This window comes from Streptomyces sp. NPDC057638, from assembly GCF_042800315.1.
Classification (GTDB): domain Bacteria; phylum Actinomycetota; class Actinomycetes; order Streptomycetales; family Streptomycetaceae; genus Streptomyces.
This window is the reverse complement of sequence record NZ_JBHVHF010000172.1, coordinates 1-17,296: the sequence shown is the minus strand read 5'-3', so window position 1 is coordinate 17,296 and position 17,296 is coordinate 1. Positions and strand designations below refer to the sequence as shown.

Below are 17,296 nucleotides of genomic sequence, written 5' to 3'. Positions count from 1 at the left end.
TCCGTACCCCGATTCCGTACCCCGATTCCGTACGGAAACGGGGTACGGAATCGGGGGCGGGGCCGTCACTCGGTGCGGAGGCCGTCGGGGCGGACCATGCGCCAGAGGAACGGCAGGGTTCCCGCCGTGACCAGCAGGAACAGCGAGGCGCCCACCCCCGCGACCGGCAGGAAGAGCCACCAGTCGGCGACCTCCTTGTTGATCAGGGCGAGCAGCGAGGCGCCCAGCGCCAGTCCGCCCGCCACCGCCACCGCCGTGCCGAGCAGCACCGGCAGCGCGGTCTGCCAGAGCACGGCGCGGACCAGGGTGGCCCGCCGGGCGCCGAAGGCGGAGAGGGCCGCCAGCAGCCGTCGCCGCTCCCGCAGCCGTTCGGTCTGGGAGATGACCATCGAGGCCGCGATCAGCCCGAGGGTGGCGGTGGCGCCCGCCAGCAGACCGGTCTGCATGCTGGCGTACTTCTGGTCCCGCTCGGGCATCCGGGGCGTGCTGACCTGGATCGACGGATCGATCCTGGCGGCGGTGTCCCGGATCGCGTCGCTGATCCGGGCCGAGGCGTCGGTGACCTCGATCATCGCCTCGGTACTGGCGTTCGGCAGGGTGTCCGGGTCGATCGTGCCGAGGGCGCCGGGCGTGACGAGGACGCCGTCATGGCGCCAGAGGCCCCGGCCGCTGTGGTTGAACACGGTCCGGCTGTCCTTCGGCAGGGTCCAGCGCGGGGCGTCGGAGCGCGCGGGCCCGTCGGAGTCGGCCAGGACCAGCCGCGCACCCGGGGGCGCCGACCGCTTGATGTGCTCATGCGCCCCGGGGTACTCGGGGTTGAGCGCCACGAACGCGTCGCCGTCCGCGCACGAGGGCAGCCTGGCCAGCTTCCGCAGCCCGGCGCAGTCGGCGACGGTCAGGGTCACCCCCGGCCAGAGACTCTCCGGACCCTGGGTCGCCTCCGGCCAGTAGGCGGAGCCGCTGATGGAGACCGTCACCCGGCGCACCCCCTCGGTCGGCGCCACCTCCGCCGCCATCCGGGCGGCCAGTTCCTGGCTCGGCCGTGGGACGGACAGCTCGAACCGGTCGGCGCTCGGGGCGCTCCCCGTCGTCCGCTGGAAGTCCGCCAGCATCCCGGCGAAGACCATCTGGAGCGCGATGGCGCCCGACACGGCGACCATGATCCCGCTCACCGCGCGGCTCTCCGCGTCCCCCCGGAGCTGGAGTCCGCGCACCGCGAGCTGCCAGGAGACCGGTCCACCCGGCCGCAGCCGGGCCACCACCGAGCCCAGCAGCCAGGGCAGCAGCGCGGCCACCCCGAGCAGCACCAGCACCGACCCCACCGTCACCGGCACCGGATAGACCGTCTCCGGGTGGACATCGCGGGCGGTGAACTCGGCGCCCAGGACGAGCGCCACCCCGGCGGCGGGCAGCGCCAGCCGCCACCACAGCCGACGGCGCCGGGGCGCGGTCGAGCGGACCACCCCGAGCGGCTCGACCACCACCGAACGCAGCGCCACCAGCGTGACCACCACGGCGGCCAGCAGCACCCCGGCCACGATCAGGACGGCGAGCCCGGGCAGCGGTACCACGTCGTACGCGTAGGCGCTCAGCCCCCACAGCCGTACCGAACCGGCGAACGGCCGGGCGGCGGCGAAGATCACGGCCCCCGTCGCCAGCCCCAGCACCGCGCCGGTCAGGGACTCGCCCACCGCGATCCGCCGGGTGGTGCGGGCGTCCGCGCCCACCAGCCGCAGCGCCGCCAGCCGCTGGTCCCGGCGCTCCCCGCCGAAGCGGAAGGCGGTGGCGATGAAGACCACCACCGGGATCAGCAGCACCACCACGATCAGGGCGGCGAGCACCCCGAGGATCGGGTCGAGCCCGCCATGGACGAAGTCGCGCCCGCCGAAGCCGTCGGTACGGATGGCGGGGCCGCTCTCCGTCAGGGTGTCGCTGCCCGCGTAGAAGCGGTACTCGCCGGGGTCGAGCAGTCCATCCGCACCGATGGTGGCCACCACCCGGTGGCCGAGCCGTTCGGCGAGCGGCGCGCCCCCGGGGGAGTCCAGCAATGCGGCGAGAGCGGGGGAGACGGCCATCTCACCGGGTCCGGGCAGCCGGTCGAGACCGGGAGGCAGCGCGGGGCGCGCGCCGTCGGGGCGGAGCAGGGAGCCGCTGATGGTCTCGTCGCGGTACTCGGTGGAGGCGTCGGCCCACAGCACCGAGGTCGCGGTGGGCGCCGTCGTCCCGCCCCGGAGATGGGCGGTGGGGGTGCGGGCGTCATCGCGCTCCTGCTGGCTGACCATGATCCGGGGCACCGAGGAGGCGACCAGCAGCAGCGCCACCCCCAGACCGATGCCGAGCGCGGTCAGCAGGGTGCGGATCCAGCCCTCCCGGCCGCCGCGCACCGCGAAGCGGATGCCGAGGCCGAGGTCATGGGGGAGGGAGCGGAGCGCGCCGCGCCGGGCGGGGACGGGGGGCGCGGTGGGGGAGTGGCGTTCGTGAAGCTGGGTCATCCGGAGGGGGTGGTGTCGGGGGTGGCGCGGGGCCGGGGTTCCGCAGGGTGCGGTCGGGGTGCATGGGGGGCGCGGGGACGGGGTCGTGAGGTGGCGGTCGGCCTGGGTCTCACAGCGTGTCGCCGGGGTGGCGGGGCAGGGTTCTCACCGGGCGTGGTCCGGGCCGCGGGGTGGCGGGGAGCCTGGGTTTCACCGGGCGTGGTCCGGGCCGCGGGGTGGCGCGGGGCCTGGGTCTCACAGGGCGTGGTCCGGGTCGCGGGCGCGTCCGTCGCGGACCACGATCTCGCGGTCCGAGTAGGCCGCCACCCGTGCCTCGTGCGTCACCAGCACCACCGCCGTGTTCGCCTGCCGCGCCGAATCGGTCAGCAACTGCATCACCCGCTCACCGCTGAAGGAGTCCAGCGCTCCCGTCGGCTCGTCCGCGAAGACCACCTTGGGCGAGGTGACCAGCGAACGGGCGACGGCCACCCGCTGGCCCTGGCCACCGGAGACCTCGCCGGGCCGCTGCCCGCCCACGTCCTCGACCTCCAGCCGCTCCAGCCACTCGCCCGCCACGCGTTCGGCCTCCCGGCGGCGCACCCCGGCGAGCCGTAGCGGCAGGGCCACGTTCTCGACGCAGGTGAGCTCCGGCACCAGCTGGCCGAACTGGAAGACGAAGCCGAACTCGGTCCGCCGCAGCGCGCTGCGCTCCCCGTCCGTCAGCGCGGTCAGATCGCGTCCCGCGTAGACCACCCGGCCGCCGTCGGGGCGGACGATCCCCGCCAGGCAGTGCAGCAGGGTCGACTTGCCCGAGCCCGAGGGCCCGAGCACGGCGACGACCTCGCCGGGGTGGATGGAGAAACCGGCGCCGTCCAGCGCGACGGTCCGTCCGTATGTCTTGCGCAGCTCCTCCGCGAAGAGCAGCGAACCGGCCGGGATCATGCGCCGATCTCCGTCTTCAGCCGCTCCAGCCGCGCCGACGTCAGTTCGAGCCAGCGCAGATCGGCCTCCAGATGGAAGAGGGCGTGATCGCAGATGAGCTGGTCGGCGAGGTCACCGCCGCGCTTGCGGTCGGTCAGGATGCGCATCATCCGCAGGTGCTCCCGGCGCTGGGTGTCCAGCAGTTCGGCGGCGCCCCGGCCGGTGAGAAGGGCGATGATGACCTTGGTGTAGAGGACGGACTGGAGGTAGGGCTCCGGCTTCTCCGGCTGGGTCAGCCAGTCCGCCACATCGGTGATCCCGGCCTCGGTGATCGCGTACCGCTTGCGCTCGGGTCCGCCGCCCGCCTCGACGCCATCGACCTCGACGAGACCGTTCTTCAGCAGCCGCGACATGGTCGAGTAGACCTGGCCGTAGTGGAGCGGTCGGTCGTGTCCGAACTTCTCGTCGAAGGCGCGCTTGAGGTCGTAGCCGTGGCGGGGGCCTGCTTCGAGCAGACCGAGGAGCGTGTGACCGATGGACATGCCCCGCACTGTACGGGGTGTGTATAGATCACGGTGACGGGGAGGCGGTGCGGGCCGCGCGACGCGCGGGCCGGGCGGTTCCGTACGGGGCTGTGCGCGGGCTTCGTACGAGAAGGGGGTGCCCGATCCGGTACGGCGGGCGGCGCCGGGTGGCCCTCGTGCGGTCACGCGGCGCCTTCCGCGCGGACCGCGACCAGCGAGGCGCCGCACCGCGTCGGCCGGGAACGACGGCGGGGCGCCCCTCGGACGGGACGCCCCGGTCGGCCGGGCGTATCAGTCAGCCAGCCGGTCAGTCAGTCGGTCAGTCAGTCGGCCGGTTGCCCGGATCGGCCGGTCGCTCGCCCGGATCGGCCGGTCGCTCGGGCGGACCGTCCGGTTTGGGCGGACGGCCCCGCTTGGGGATCGGCGCCACCCCGCCGGGCAGCCGACCCGCGTCCCCGAGGGCTCGCCGCAGCAGAAACTCGATCTGCGCGTTGGCGCTGCGCAACTCGTCCGAGGCCCAGCGCGCCAGCGCCTCATAGACCACGGGGTCCAGGCGCAGCAGAACCTGTTTGCGCTCCGGCGAGGGGCTCACTGGTAGAGCGAGCCCGTGTTGAGCACCGGCTGGGCCGAGCGGTCCCCGCACAGGACCACCATCAGATTGGAGACCATCGCCGCCTTCCGCTCGGTGTCCAGCTCCACGATGTCCCGTTCGGTGATCCGGGACACGGCTTCCTCGACCATACCCACCGCGCCGTCGACGATCAGCCGCCGTGCGGCCACGACCGCGCCCGCCTGCTGGCGCTGGAGCATCGCGGAGGCGATCTCCGGGGCGTAGGCGAGGTGGGTGAAGCGGGACTCGATGATGTGGACGCCCGCCGCGCGGACCCGGATCCGCAGCTCGGCGGCGAGCTTCTCGGTGATCTCCTCGGCGTCGCCGCGCAGCGAGAGGCCGTTCTCGTCATGGGCGTCGTAGGGGTACTCGATCGCGATGTGGCGGACGGCGGCCTCGGTCTGGGTGGAGACGAACTCGATGAAGTCGTCCACCTCGAACATGGCCTGCGCGGTGTCCTGGACCTTCCAGACGACGACGGCGGCCAGCTCGATCGGGTTGCCGTAGGCGTCGTTGACCTTCAGGACGGCGGTCTCGTGGTTGCGCACCCGGGTGGAGATGGGCTCGCGGGAGGTGAACGGGTTGACCCAGCGCAGACCGTCGGTGCGGACGGTGCCCCGGTAGCGGCCGAAGAGCTGGACCACCCGGGCCTCACCGGGGGCCACCATGTTCAGTCCGCCCATGGCGGTGATGGCGGCGGCGAGCAGCAGCGAGCCGCCGATGATCGGGACCAGCTTCAGCCCGCCGTCGACGAGGATCGCGCCGCCGATGATCAGCGCGAGCCCCGCCGCGCAGCCGAGCAGACCGAGGGTGAGGGCGAGCCCGCCGCCGACGCTGCGCGCGGCGAACTCGCGGACCTCGGGCTCGGGCATGGCTGGAACGGATTCGACGGTGTCCTTGGACATGGGTTCCCCCCCGCTGGTTCTGGTGGCTCGGTGCGCCGGACCCGCCGTGGGGAGGGCCCGGAGGATTGCTAGCTATCGGCTAGCAATGTGATTACACATTATCGCCCTTCGCAACCTTGTGCACCTCTCGGGAGTCGGTTCCTGCGGGCGGGGTGCTCATTGTCACGTCCGGAAAGTCCAGATCGGTGAACCTTTGTCACAGCGAGCGGTGTTAGTTTTCTGAGCTGTTTTCCCCGTACGGGACGTACGGGGCACCGGCGGCGGGCCGTACCGCGAGGACGCGGGAGAGCGGGCGTCACGGCGCGGACGTCCCGGCGAGGGAACCGGAATCGACGAGCGGAGCGGACGAGCGATGGGCCGAGCGGAGGCGCGACGGGCGCGGGAGCGTGAGGCGCGCACGTCCAAGAAGGGCGAGCGCAAGGGCATACGGCGCTTCTTCACCTGGAAGAAGATGCTCGGCACCTTCCTCGGGCTCTGTCTGCTCGGGATGGGCGCGTTCTTCGTGCTCTATCTGATGGTCCCCGTGCCCAAGGCCAACGCCGAGGCCGAGCTCCAGAGCAACGTCTACAAGTACAGCGACGGCACCATCCTCGCCCGTACCGGCACGGTCAACCGGGAGATCCTCCCGCTCGACAAGATCCCGCACGATGTGCGCTACACCTTCGTCGCGGCCGAGAACAAGTCCTTCTACCAGGACTCCGGCATCGATCTGAAGGGCACCGCCCGGGGCATCCTCAACACCCTCACCGGCAAGGGCAAGCAGGGCGGCTCCACCATCACCCAGCAGTACGTCAAGAACTACTACCTCAGCCAGGAGCAGACGGTCAGCCGCAAGCTCCAGGAACTGGTGATCTCGCTCAAGGTCGACCAGGAACACAGCAAGGACGACATCCTCGCCGGATACATCAACACCAGCTACTACGGCCGGGGCGCCTACGGCATCCAGGCCGCCGCCCAGGCCTACTACGGCGTCGACGCCGAGCGCCTGACCGTCGCCCAGGGCGCCTACCTCGCCGCGCTGCTCCAGGCGCCCAACCAGTACGACTGGGCGATAGCCACCGCCACCGGCAAGAAGCTGGCCCAGCAGCGCTGGAACTACGTCCTGGACAACATGGTCGAAGAGGGCTGGCTCTCCTCCCCCCTGCGCCAGGGACTCACCTTCCCCGTGCCCAAGGCGCCCCGGCCCGCCCCCGGCATGGAAGGACAGACCGGCTATCTGGTCGAGGCCGCCAACGCCGAACTGGCGCGGGCCGGAGTCAGCGAGAAGGACATCGAGGCCGGCGGCTGGACCATCACCCTCAACGTCGACCGCGAGCGCCAGCGGGCCCTGGAGTCCGCCGTCGACCGCCAGCTGGAGAACCAGCTCGACCGCAAGGGCGACAAGAAGGACGCCACCGTCCAGGCCGGCGCCACCTCCGTCGACCCCGACACCGGGGCCGTCGTCGCCCTGTACGGAGGCGTCGGCGCCACCGAGCACTGGCTCTCCAACGCCACCCGGCGCGACTACCAGCCCGCCTCCACCTTCAAGCCCATCGTGCTCGCCTCCGCGCTGGAGAACGAGTCCACCACCCAGGACGGCGTGCCGATCGGGCTGAACACCCGCTACGACGGCACCAGCAAGCGTCCCGTCGTCGGCAGCGACATCCCCTTCAACCCGCAGAACGAGGACGACCGGGACTACGGCCCCCGGATCAGCGTCCAGAAGGCCACCAACAGCTCGGTCAACTCCGTCTACGCGCAGATGATCGTGGACGTCGGCCCCGAGAAGACCAAGGAGACCGCGGTCGCCCTCGGCATGGCCGACGTGCCCGGCTGGGACAAGCGGCACCCCGCGATGTCGCTGGGCACCATGGGCGCCTCCACCTGGGACATGGCCGGTGCCTACGCCACCCTCGACAACCACGGCAAGCGGGTCGTCCCCACCATCGTGAAGTCCGCCGAACACCGGCTGCGCACCGCCGAACTCAAGCGCGCCGGCCACGGGGACCGGGCCGTCAGCCGTGAGGCCGCCGACACCGTCACCGCCGCCATGCGCGGCGTCGTGGAGGAGGGCTCCGGGCGCCGGGCCGGAGGGAACTACCAGGCGGCGGGGAAGACCGGCACCTCCGAGAACAACCGCTCGGCGTGGTTCGTCGGCTACACCCCCGAACTCGTCACCGCCGTCGCCCTCTTCGGCGAGAAGGCCGATGGGACCGGGCAGGTCACCCTCACCGACACCATCAACCAGGGCCGGGCCAACGGTGGCGGCGTGCCCGCGCGGATCTGGCGCTCCTACACCTCCAAGGCGCTCAACGGCAAGGAGGAGGCGGCCCGCTTCGACCTGGAGGTCAAGGAACCCGCGCGGCCCGAGCCCGAGCCGTCCGCGTCCGAGTCGGAGAGCGCGAGCCCCTCGCCGAGCGAGTCCGAGTCGCGGGAGCCCTCGCGGAAGCCGTCACGGGAGCCCTCACCGTCCCCGTCGCGGTCCGAGGAGGAGTCGCCGTCGCCGTCGCCGAGCGAGAGTTCCACCGGCCGGCCGTCGGACTCCGCGTCCCCGGACCCCTCCGCCTCCGAATCCCGCCGCCCCGGCGACCGCGACCGCACCTAGCCAGCCGCTCAATCCGCGCGTGGGGGCTCACGGGGAGGGGGCTTCGGCTACGACCAGGTAGAGGGTGAGGGTCGCCAGGAACGGGCCGGAGGACAGGTGGTCCAGCCAGCGGTCGACCGCCTCGGCGGGGAAGTACCCCGCCGCCACCGCCCGCTCCGTGTTCCGTTGGAGCCCCAGCGTCCGGTCCGCCTCCCCCACCTCACGGAAGACCGACGTCACCGGTATCACCTCCGGCACCCGGAACCCCGCCTCCCGCGCCAGCCTCGGCAGCTGCCGCCCGATGACGCCGTTGCGGATGATCCGGTCGGTGATGTGCCGGGTGTAGGCACGGGAGAGCCCGAGGTCGGGGTGGTCGATGGCGAGTGAGTCCCAGTCGGGTTCGCCCATGACGAGCCGCCCGCCCGGCCGCAGTACCCGCCGGGCCTCGGCGAGCGCGACGGCCGGGTCGGTCACATGCTGGAGCACCCGGTCGGTCCGGGCCAGGTCGGCGCTGGCGTCGGGCAGCGGCAGCGCGTGGAGGTCCCCGTTGCGTACCTCGACCCGGGGGAGCCCTCCGGTGCGGGCGCGGGCCCGTTCGACCATCTCCTCACTGAGGTCGATCCCGATGACCGAGCCGGTGTCGCCGACCGCCTCGGCGAGGGTCGCGAGATCGGTGCCGGGGCCGCAGCCCAGGTCGAGCGCGGTCTGTCCGGCGCGGGCGCCGAGGAGGGTGGCCAGCACGGACTTGTAGGCGCGCCCGGCGTCGGAGGCCGCGGCCCGGTCGAGGTAGGCGGTCTCGTCGGGGGCGGCGGTCTCGAAGACGCGCTCGGCGACGCGGGCCATGGACCGGGCCTCGCGTTCCAGCAGGGCCCGTCCCTCGGTGGTGAGCCGTACGGGCCGCTGGCGTCCGGTGCCTTCGAGCGGTTCGACCAGGTGTTTGGCCTCCAGCCGGGCGAGTGCGCCATAGAGGCTGCCGGGGCCGAGTTTCGCGCCGGAGAGCTTCTCGATGGCCGCGTTGACGGCGTAGCCGTGCAGGGGGCCGTCGGCGAGGGCGGACAGGACGAGCATCTGGGCGTCATGGGTGCGCATGAGGGCTCTCCTTGGTGCGTCGCCCGGTCGGTCGTCGGGCGCGGAACCCGCCTCATGCTACGCGGCGCGTACTACGCGCCGCGAAGTAGTTTTCGGCCACTCCGCCAGTCACTCCGTCAGCCCCTGCCCCTGCCGCGGTCGACCGACGCGGCCAGCGGATGCTGCCAGCGGATGCGGTCAACCGGCGGGTGAACCCACGCGGCCCATCCGCTCCGCACAGCGGTCGGCCCCCTGGACGCACCACACACGTCCAAGGGGCCGACCGGGCGGACCATGGCAGTGTCAGGCGCCGTTCACCTCCGCCGCGATCCGGTCGCCCACCTTCTTGTCGATATTGCGCCAGTACTGGATCGCCCGGTCCAGGATCGGCCGGGAGACACCCTGGAGCAGATGCCCCGACACATTCGAGACCAGCCGGTCCCGTGCCGCGTCGTCCATGACCTGGCGGACCAGGGTGCCCGCCTGCCCCCAGTCGTCGTCCTCCCGGTGCAGGGTGTACGCGGCGCGCACCATCTCGCCCGCGCTGGCCCACCCGGCCGGCTGGCCGAAGCGGCCCACGTCGGCGGCGGGCCCGCCGAAGGAGTTCGGCGCGTACGGCATGGACGCGTTCGACGGCTCGTAGCGCATCGGGCCGTCCTTGGCGTACGAGTTGACTCCGGAGCGCGGCCGGTTCGGCGGGAGCTGGTTGTAGTTGGGGCCGATCCGGTAGCGATGGGTGTCCGGGTAGGAGAAGAGCCGTCCGAGCAGCATCTTGTCCGGGGACGGCCCGATGCCCGGCACGAGGTTCGACGGTTCGAAGGCCGCCTGCTCGATATGGACGAAGTAGTCCTCGGGGTTCTTGTTGAGCGTCATCCGTCCGACGTCGATCAGCGGGTAGTCGCCGTGCGGCCAGACCTTGGTCAGGTCGAACGGGTTGAACCGGTAGTCCGGCGCGTCGTCGAACGGCATGACCTGGACCTTCAGGCTCCAGCTCGGCGCGTCGCCGGACTCGATCGCCTCGTAGAGGTCCCGGCGGTGCCGGTCCCCGTCGTGCCCGGCCAGTTCGTCCGCCTCGGCCTGGGTGAGGAAGTCGACGCCCTGGTCGGTCTTGAAGTGGTACTTGACCCAGAACCGCTCCCCGCCCCCGTTGACCCACATATACGTGTGGGAGCTGTAGCCGTTCATAAAGCGGTAGGCCTTGGGGATCCCCCGGTCGCCCATCAGCCAGGTGACCTGGTGGGCCGTCTCCGGCGAGAGCGTCCAGAAGTCCCACTGCATCTCGTTGTTCCGCAGCCCGGTGGCGGGATGGCGCTTCTGCGAGTGGATGAAGTCCTGGAACTTCTGCGGGTCGCGGACGAAGAAGATCGGCGTGTTGTTGCCGACCATGTCGTAGTTGCCGTGCTCGGTGTAGAACTTCAGCGCGAATCCGCGCGGGTCGCGCCAGGTGTCCGGCGAGCCCTGCTCCCCGGCGACCGTGGAGAAGCGGGCCAGCAGGTCCGTCCGCTTGCCGCGCTGGAAGAGGTCGGCCTTGGTGTACTGGCTGACGTCGTTGGTGACCTCGAAGAAGCCGTAGGCGCCCGCGCCCTTGGCGTGCACCACCCGCTCGGGGACCCGTTCCCGGTTGAACTGGGCCATCTTCTCGATCACATAGTGGTCGTGGAGCAGGATGGGACCGTCGGGGCTGACGGTGAGCGAGTGTTCGTCGCTCTCCACCGGGATCCCGGCGTTGTTGGTCGTGTAGGTGGGGGGTGACTCGGACACGAGCGTCCTCCCGTCCATGGGGGATGAGGGTGTGGTCGCCTCGGCCGTGTTCCCCAGTCAAACCCGCCGACACGCCGTCGGCAACATTTCGCCGTACTCGTCCGTACTACGCCGTATGACCTGTACGAAACGGTACGGGCGAACAACGGTGCCCCACGCCCCCCACGGACGCGACAAGGGGCCGGCCCGCTCCCGTCACACGGACGGAACCGGGCCAGCCCCTCGCCAGGGTGGCTACACGCGGGTCGGCAGCTCGAACCAGACCACCTTGCCGCTGGAGAGCCGGGTGGCACCCCAGCGCCGGGCCAGCCGGTTGACCAGGAACAGACCCCGGCCACCCTCGTCGGTGTCCCGGGCCCGGCGCTGGCGCGGCAGCTGCGGGGAGTCGTCGCCGACCTCGCAGCGCAGCACGTCGGTACGGAGCAGCCGCAGGGTCACCGGTCGCTCGGCGTAGCGCACCGCGTTGGTGACCACCTCGCTGACCAGCAGTTCCACCGCGTCGCTCAGCTCCTCCAGACCCCAGCGGCCCAGCGCCCTGCGGGCGAGCCGACGGGCCCGGCCGGGGGCCGCGTCCTCCGGCTCCAGGAACCAGTACGCGACGTCACTGGGGGCGATCCCGTCGAAGCGGGCCGCCAGCAGCGCGATGTCGTCGTCCCGGTCGCCCGGGCCGAGCATGTCCAGGATGTCGTCGCAGAGCGCCTCCAGCGGGGGCGCGTGGTCCCGGCCGGTGAGCTGGGCGGTGGCGGCCAGCCGCTCCCGCAGCTGCTCGATACCGGTCCACACGTCCCGCAGCCGGGACTCCACCAGCCCGTCCGTGTACAGCAGCAGGGTCGCCCCGGCGGGGGCGTCCAGCTCCACGGCCTCGAAGTCCACCCCGCCGACGCCGATGGGCGCCCCGGAGGGGACCCGCAGCACCTCGGCCCGTCCGCCGAGATGGAGCAGGACCGGCGGCGGATGGCCCGCGTTGGCGATGGTGATCCGGTGCGAGACCGGGTCGTACACCGCGTACATGCAGGTCGCCATGCGGTCGGTGCCGAGCCGCTGGGCCTGTTCGTCCAGATGGTGCAGCACCTCCTGCGGGGGCAGATCGAGCCCGGCCAGTGTCTGGGCGGTGGTCCTGAGCTGGCCCATGATCGCCGCCGAGGTCATCGAGTGCCCCATGACATCGCCGACGACCAGCGCCACCCGGCTGCCGGGCAGCGGGATCGCGTCGTACCAGTCGCCGCCGACCCGGGCGGTCTCGGCGGCGGGCAGATAGCGCGAGGCCAGCCGCACCCCGGTGGGCTGGGGCAGCGAGTCCGGCAGCATGGTGCGCTGGAGCTCGTCGGCGATATACGCCTCGCGGCCGTAGAGCACCGCCTTGTCGATGCCGAGCGCCGTATGGGTGGCGAGCTGGGCCGCGACCAGCAGGTCGTTGGGCTCGAAGGCGGGCCGGTCGGGCCGTCGCAGGAAGACGGCGGCGCCGATCACCCGCCGCCGTCCGCGCAGCGGTGCCAGGATCGCCCGGTGGCCGCTGGGCACGGTCCGGTCGGCCCCCAGCAGCTCCGGCAGGGCGGCACGGGCCGCCGCGGAGTCGCCGAAGACCGGCCGCACCCCGCGCAGCACCTCCGACAGCGCGCCCCCGGACCGCACCTCGCACAGTTCGGCGGCGGGGGTCAGATCGTTGTGGGGGTCGATGACGGGCATGGGTGCCGCGGCGCCGAATCCGGTGACGTCGAGGCTCTCATCCGCTAAACGCAGCCGGTCCGTGCGGCGCAGCCGCAACACGAAGGGCGCCACCGGCCGCTCGTCGCCGACCGGGAGCGGGTCGCGCAGATAGACCAGGATCGCGTCGGAGAAGGTGGGAACGGTCGCCCGGCAGAGCCCCAGCACGATCTCGTCGAGGTCTATGCCGCGGGCGATGCGCCGCGTGGCCGCCCCCACGAAGCGCAGTCGGTCACCTTCACGCCGGGCCGTCCCGAGGTCCTGCATGTCCGGGGGACCGTTGGGCGTGGGAACGGTGGCTCCGGGCACGACCGGGGATCCGGCCTCCGCCCGTGGCCGGGTGCGTTCCTGTGGCCGGGCAGCCAAGGGCTGCCGGCCTTCATGGGAGGTGGGCTGCTCCGTCACGCGTGGGCTTCCGTCCGTCTGGGCCGGGTGTGCGGTTCGAACGCCTCAAGAGGCGGTATACCCGCTCTGCGGGGGGCTTCGACAGGGTGGCGGGCATCCGGCACGGCTCCACCCCCATAAGAAGTGACTCGTGGTGACTCACGGTCAGGTCCTGTACTGCGCTCCATGCTTACCGGACGGTCGCCGAGCGGTGCGGGCCCGTGGACGACGATCCTACGTTTGCCCCCAGGGGGCGTATCAAGAGTCTCACGAGGACGTATGCGCCGGAGCGTGTTCCCCCACCGCCGCCGGTCCTCGTGCGGGTGCGGCACCCACCGTACTCACCCCGGCCTCCGCCGCGCGCGACTCGGGTCGCGGACGAGGTCGCGTACGGGATCACGACGGCGGTCGGAGGTCGTCCGGTGGCGCCGGCCGGGGACGGGGAGTCTGGGGGGTTGGGGGGCCGGGGTCACGAGGCGAGCCGCACGGCCGTACGGCCCCAGTCCGCGGGCAGTTCGGGAAGCGGCCAGGAGGGGTCGGGGCGCCAGTCCTGCCAGCGTTCGGAGAACGGCGGCCCCCACTCCTGGATGAGCCGGACGGCGGCCCGGCCCGCCGCGCGGACCCGGCGGACGGTGACCGGGTCCATCAGTCCCGCCCGCTGGGCCGCCGCGAACTCGTCCTCGTCGCGCCAGACCCAGCTGCGGTCGGGGAAGACGGAGATGTCCAGGAAGTGGTCCTCGGAGTCGATGCCGCCCGCCCAGCGGGTGCGCGGCTCCTCCAGGTTGACGTACCAGGTCTTGAACCGCCAGCCCGGTTCCCAGAAGAGCCAGACCGACCACGGGTCGCCGGGGCGGGCCAGCTTGAGCACGCCGGTGCCGAACCAGCGGTCGCGCGCGACGGTGCGCGGCGCCGTGTAGCGGGTGGCGAGGGGCTGTTCGTGGACGGGGGTGCCGTCGGTGAGGACCGGCTTGACACACTCCGTCCCGGGCGCCAGCCATACGGCGAGCAGTTCGTCGGTGTCCTGGACGACGGTCACGGGACGGCAGATATGGAAACCGGCCCCGGGCGGGGCCGGCCGGTGGTCGCGATAGCGCCAGAGGATCTGATCCCCCGGCGCCCAGCGGGTGGTGCGTTCCGTGCCTGTCATGAGCAGATTTTAGGAGGACGGGCTCACGGGCGCACCGACCCGCCTCACGGGCGCGTCATCCGCAGCACGTCGAGGGCCTCGTCGAGTTGCTCCAGCGTCAGGTCGCCGCGCTCCACATAGCCCGACTCCAGCACGATCTGACGGATGGTCTTGCGCTCGGCGAGCGAGCGCTTGGCGACCTTCGCGGCCTCCTCGTACCCGATGTACCGGTTGAGCGGGGTGACGACCGAGGGGGAGGACTCGGCGTACTCGCGGGCGCGTTCGGCGTTGGCGGTGATCCCGTCGACCGTGCGGTCGGCGAGCAGCCGGGCCGCGGCGGCGAGCAGCCGTACGGACTCCAGCAGGTTCCTGGCCATCACGGGAAGCATCACGTTCAGTTCGAAGTTCCCGGCCGCGCCCGCCACGGCGACGGTGGTGTCGTTCCCGGTGACCTGGGCGGCGACCATCAGCACGGCCTCGGGGATCACGGGGTTGACCTTCCCCGGCATGATCGAGGAGCCGGGCTGGAGGTCGGGGAGGTTGATCTCGGCCAGCCCGGTCCTGGGGCCCGACGCCATCCAGCGCAGATCGTTGGCGATCTTGGTGAGGGAGACGGCGATGGTCCGCAGCTGTCCGGAGGTCTCCACCAGTCCGTCGCGGGCGCCCTGGGCCTCGAAGTGGTCCCGGGCCTCGGTCAGCGGCAGGCCGGTCGCGCGGGCGACCTCGGCGATGACGGCGGCCGAGAAGCCGGGCGGAGTGTTGATGCCGGTGCCCACCGCCGTACCGCCGAGGGGCAGTTCGGCCAGGCGCGGCAGCGCGGACCGCAGCCGCTCGATCCCGTAGCGGACCTGTGCGGCGTAGCCGCCGAACTCCTGGCCGAGGGTGACCGGGGTGGCGTCCATGAGATGGGTACGTCCGGACTTCACCACATCCGCGAACGCGGCCGCCTTGGTCTCCAGCGCCCCGGCCAGATGCTCCAGGGCCGGGACGAGGTCGCCGGTGACGGCGGCGGTGGCCGCGATATGGATGGAGGAGGGGAAGACGTCGTTGGACGACTGGGAGGCGTTCACCTGGTCGTTGGGGTGGACCGGGCGGCCGAGCCGCTCGCTCGCCAGGGTCGCGAGCACCTCGTTGGCGTTCATGTTCGAAGAGGTACCGGAGCCCGTCTGGAAGACGTCCACCGGGAAGTGATCGTCCCAGCGGCCCTCGGCGACCTCCTCGGCGGCGGCGGCGATGGCGTCGGCCACATCCCGGTCGAGCACGCCCAGCTCGGCGTTGACCTGGGCGGCGGCTCCCTTGATCCGGGCCAGCGCGGCGATATGGGCCCGCTCCAGGCGCTGGCCCGAGAGGGGGAAGTTCTCCACGGCCCGCTGGGTCTGGGCGCGCCATTTGGCGTGGGCCGGGACCCGCACCTCGCCCATGGAGTCGTGTTCGATCCGGTAGTCGTCCCCCGACGTCGCTGACACCGCTGCCATGGCTGCCTTACCTCCTGGGTGGATCGGGCCCGAGGGGCCCGGATCGCGCGATGGTCCCGCGATCTGGTGAGCACTTCCGTGGTCGCGCCTATTCCCATGAGCGCTACCGACCAGTAAATACCGGTGGTAACACCACTCTCACCGGAGGTGCAGATGAAACAGACGGGATCACTGTGGCGCCGTGTCGCGGCGGCCACCGCCGTGACGGCGCTGGCCGCCGGAGTGCTCGGGCTCTCCGCCCCGGGCGCGGCCGCCGGGCCGGGCGCCGCCTCCCCGGCCGGCGCCATCGCTTCCGTACCGGCGAACGCTTCCGTACCGGGTGCGGCTTCCGTGCCGGGCACCGCTTCCGTACCGCTGGCACCCGCGCTGGAGGCGATCCGCGCGGCCGAGGCGGTGAAGCTCTACGGGAGCCCCGCCGAACGCCCCATGGCCCAGCGCAAGACCGGACTGATCTCGCTCGGCGACAGCGAGATATCCGGCGAGGGCGTCGGCACCTACGAACCGGGCACCGACGGGCCCGACAACTGGTGCCACCGCTCCCCGGACGCGGCCATCCACCGCACCGGGATCGGCGCCGACATCACCTTCAACGTCTCCTGTTCCGGCGCGTACACCGGCAACATCCGCATCGGCGGCACCCGGCAGTACGCCGACGAACTGGTCCAGAGCGACAACCTCGCCATCAAGGCCCGCAACACCCGTATCCAGCTGGTCCTGCTCGTGGCGGGCGCCAACGACGACCTCCAGTTCGGGCCCGTGATGACCGACTGCGTGGTCCGCTACGTCACCCTCCAGGGCCCCTGTGAGCCGAAGTACGCGCCCGGCTGGCAGGCCCGCGTCGACGGACTGCGCCCCAAGGTCGAGGCCACCGTCCGCGATCTGCGGACCGTGATGCGCGACGCCGGATACGCGGACGGCGACTACAAACTCGTCGTCATGGGCTACCCCAGCCCCATCGGCCCCGACTTCCGCGACAACCCCGACTTCCCCGGCAAGCTGATCTGCGGCGGCATGGGCTATGACTCCGACACCGTCTGGGGCCGCAACACCGCCGTCCCGGCCTTCCAGCGCGGCATCCGCGACGCCGCCCGCGCCACCGGAGCCAGCTACCTCGACAACTCGCGGCTCTTCCACGGCCACGAGGTCTGCTCGGAGAACACCTGGGCCCGGGGCCTCTACATCGACCTGGGGAACTTCCCGCCGGACGCCAACTCGGTGCGCCAGTCCTTCCACCCCAACGCCCGGGGCCATGAGGCGTTCGCCTCCTGTCTGACCCAGCTGCACCGCTCGGGGCTGCGCGAGGCCAGCTGCGCCGACGTCGCCTCCAGCGGGCGCCCGGTGCTGCGGGCGGGCGCCTGGGACGACCACTTCCGCCCGCTGCGGAGCGAGGCCACCGGAAAGTGCCTGGACGTCTCGGCGTCGGTGACGCGCAACGGCACGGCCGTCACCGGCTGGGACTGCCACGGCGGCCGCAACCAGGGCTGGTGGTACGACCCCGACCGGGGCTCCCTGCACACCGAACTCACCCAGGACCGCTGTCTCGACGTCCCCGGCGCGCGCTACACGGCGGGCGCGGCCCTCGTGGTGTGGAACTGCTCCGGTGCCCGGAACCAGAACTTCGTCAAGGTCTCCGGCACCCTGCGCCCGGTCGACGCCCAGAGCCTGTGCCTCACCCAGTCCTCGGGGAACGACGCCCTGCGCCTCCAGCCCTGCGCGGGCACCCCGGCCCAGCGCTTCGCGTAGCGCCCATCGAGCGCCCATCGGGAAAGGGGGGAGCCCCGGTG

At 72.2% G+C, this 17,296-nt stretch carries 12 protein-coding genes; 2 read left to right on the top strand and 10 right to left on the bottom strand.

Annotated features, from left to right (window positions below; genetic code table 11):
• Positions 1–65: 65 nt before the first annotated feature.
• The 5 genes from ACFVIM_RS22125 to ACFVIM_RS22105 form a co-directional block, all read right to left on the bottom strand.
• Entirely contained in the window at positions 66–2,492 is a 2,427-nt protein-coding gene (locus ACFVIM_RS22125; protein ID WP_384303826.1) for an FtsX-like permease family protein, read from the bottom strand.
• A 234-nt stretch (positions 2,493–2,726) separates the two neighbouring features.
• On the bottom strand, positions 2,727–3,413 hold the full coding sequence (locus ACFVIM_RS22120) for an ABC transporter ATP-binding protein (RefSeq protein ID WP_384303823.1): 687 nt from the start codon (positions 3,411–3,413) through the stop codon (positions 2,727–2,729).
• Complete coding sequence (locus ACFVIM_RS22115; RefSeq protein ID WP_384303820.1) at positions 3,410–3,934, bottom strand: PadR family transcriptional regulator; 525 nt, start codon at positions 3,932–3,934, stop codon at positions 3,410–3,412. The genes ACFVIM_RS22120 and ACFVIM_RS22115 overlap by 4 nt, the downstream gene beginning before the upstream one ends.
• Positions 3,935–4,235: 301 nt before the next feature.
• A complete protein-coding gene (locus ACFVIM_RS22110; RefSeq protein ID WP_384303817.1) occupies positions 4,236–4,559 on the bottom strand; it encodes a hypothetical protein in 324 nt (107 codons plus the stop codon).
• The gene (locus ACFVIM_RS22105) at positions 4,505–5,431 is read right to left on the bottom strand and encodes an SPFH domain-containing protein (RefSeq protein WP_384303814.1); all 927 of its coding nucleotides are present in this window, start codon (positions 5,429–5,431) and stop codon (positions 4,505–4,507) included. The genes ACFVIM_RS22110 and ACFVIM_RS22105 overlap by 55 nt, the downstream gene beginning before the upstream one ends.
• A 352-nt stretch (positions 5,432–5,783) precedes the next feature.
• Here ACFVIM_RS22105 and ACFVIM_RS22100 point away from each other — a divergent pair, with 352 nt between their 5' ends.
• Positions 5,784–8,015 (top strand): transglycosylase domain-containing protein, encoded by a 2,232-nt coding sequence (locus ACFVIM_RS22100; RefSeq protein ID WP_384303811.1) that lies wholly within the window; start codon positions 5,784–5,786, stop codon positions 8,013–8,015.
• Between the two features lie 27 nt (positions 8,016–8,042).
• Here the strand turns inward: ACFVIM_RS22100 and ACFVIM_RS22095 are convergent, their stop codons facing one another.
• The 5 genes from ACFVIM_RS22095 to ACFVIM_RS22075 all read right to left on the bottom strand — a co-directional run bounded on the left by ACFVIM_RS22095 (position 8,043) and on the right by ACFVIM_RS22075 (position 15,512).
• The gene (locus ACFVIM_RS22095) at positions 8,043–9,083 is read right to left on the bottom strand and encodes a methyltransferase domain-containing protein (protein ID WP_384303809.1); all 1,041 of its coding nucleotides are present in this window, start codon (positions 9,081–9,083) and stop codon (positions 8,043–8,045) included.
• A gap of 282 nt (positions 9,084–9,365) precedes the next feature.
• Complete coding sequence (locus ACFVIM_RS22090) at positions 9,366–10,841, bottom strand: catalase (RefSeq protein WP_384303806.1); 1,476 nt, start codon at positions 10,839–10,841, stop codon at positions 9,366–9,368.
• A 216-nt stretch (positions 10,842–11,057) separates the two neighbouring features.
• Positions 11,058–12,932 carry a SpoIIE family protein phosphatase gene (locus tag ACFVIM_RS22085; protein ID WP_384303803.1) on the bottom strand — a complete coding sequence of 625 codons (1,875 nt, stop codon included), beginning with the start codon at positions 12,930–12,932 and terminating at the stop codon, positions 11,058–11,060.
• A 448-nt stretch (positions 12,933–13,380) separates the two neighbouring features.
• Positions 13,381–14,058, bottom strand: a complete 678-nt coding sequence (locus ACFVIM_RS22080) for a DUF402 domain-containing protein (protein WP_384303800.1) — start codon at positions 14,056–14,058, stop codon at positions 13,381–13,383.
• A gap of 44 nt (positions 14,059–14,102) precedes the next feature.
• The gene (locus ACFVIM_RS22075; RefSeq protein WP_384303797.1) at positions 14,103–15,512 is read right to left on the bottom strand and encodes a class II fumarate hydratase; all 1,410 of its coding nucleotides are present in this window, start codon (positions 15,510–15,512) and stop codon (positions 14,103–14,105) included.
• A 153-nt stretch (positions 15,513–15,665) separates the two neighbouring features.
• On the opposite strand from ACFVIM_RS22075, the gene ACFVIM_RS22070 reads away from it, so the two are divergent.
• A complete protein-coding gene (locus ACFVIM_RS22070; protein WP_384303794.1) occupies positions 15,666–17,255 on the top strand; it encodes a ricin-type beta-trefoil lectin domain protein in 1,590 nt (529 codons plus the stop codon).
• Positions 17,256–17,296: the final 41 nt, after the last annotated feature.

Bases quoted from the DNA above. Each gene is read 5' to 3' on its own strand.
- ACFVIM_RS22125 (WP_384303826.1), bottom strand. From the start codon at position 2,492: ATGACCCAGCTTCACGAACGCCACTCCCCCACCGCGCCCCCCGTCCCC.
- ACFVIM_RS22120 (WP_384303823.1), bottom strand. From the start codon at position 3,413: ATGATCCCGGCCGGTTCGCTGCTCTTCGCGGAGGAGCTGCGCAAGACA.
- ACFVIM_RS22115 (WP_384303820.1), bottom strand. From the start codon at position 3,934: ATGTCCATCGGTCACACGCTCCTCGGTCTGCTCGAAGCAGGCCCCCGC.
- ACFVIM_RS22105 (WP_384303814.1), bottom strand. From the start codon at position 5,431: ATGTCCAAGGACACCGTCGAATCCGTTCCAGCCATGCCCGAGCCCGAG.
- ACFVIM_RS22100 (WP_384303811.1), top strand. From the start codon at position 5,784: ATGGGCCGAGCGGAGGCGCGACGGGCGCGGGAGCGTGAGGCGCGCACG.
- ACFVIM_RS22095 (WP_384303809.1), bottom strand. From the start codon at position 9,083: ATGCGCACCCATGACGCCCAGATGCTCGTCCTGTCCGCCCTCGCCGAC.
- ACFVIM_RS22090 (WP_384303806.1), bottom strand. From the start codon at position 10,841: ATGGACGGGAGGACGCTCGTGTCCGAGTCACCCCCCACCTACACGACC.
- ACFVIM_RS22080 (WP_384303800.1), bottom strand. From the start codon at position 14,058: ATGACAGGCACGGAACGCACCACCCGCTGGGCGCCGGGGGATCAGATC.
- ACFVIM_RS22075 (WP_384303797.1), bottom strand. From the start codon at position 15,512: ATGGCAGCGGTGTCAGCGACGTCGGGGGACGACTACCGGATCGAACAC.
- ACFVIM_RS22070 (WP_384303794.1), top strand. From the start codon at position 15,666: ATGAAACAGACGGGATCACTGTGGCGCCGTGTCGCGGCGGCCACCGCC.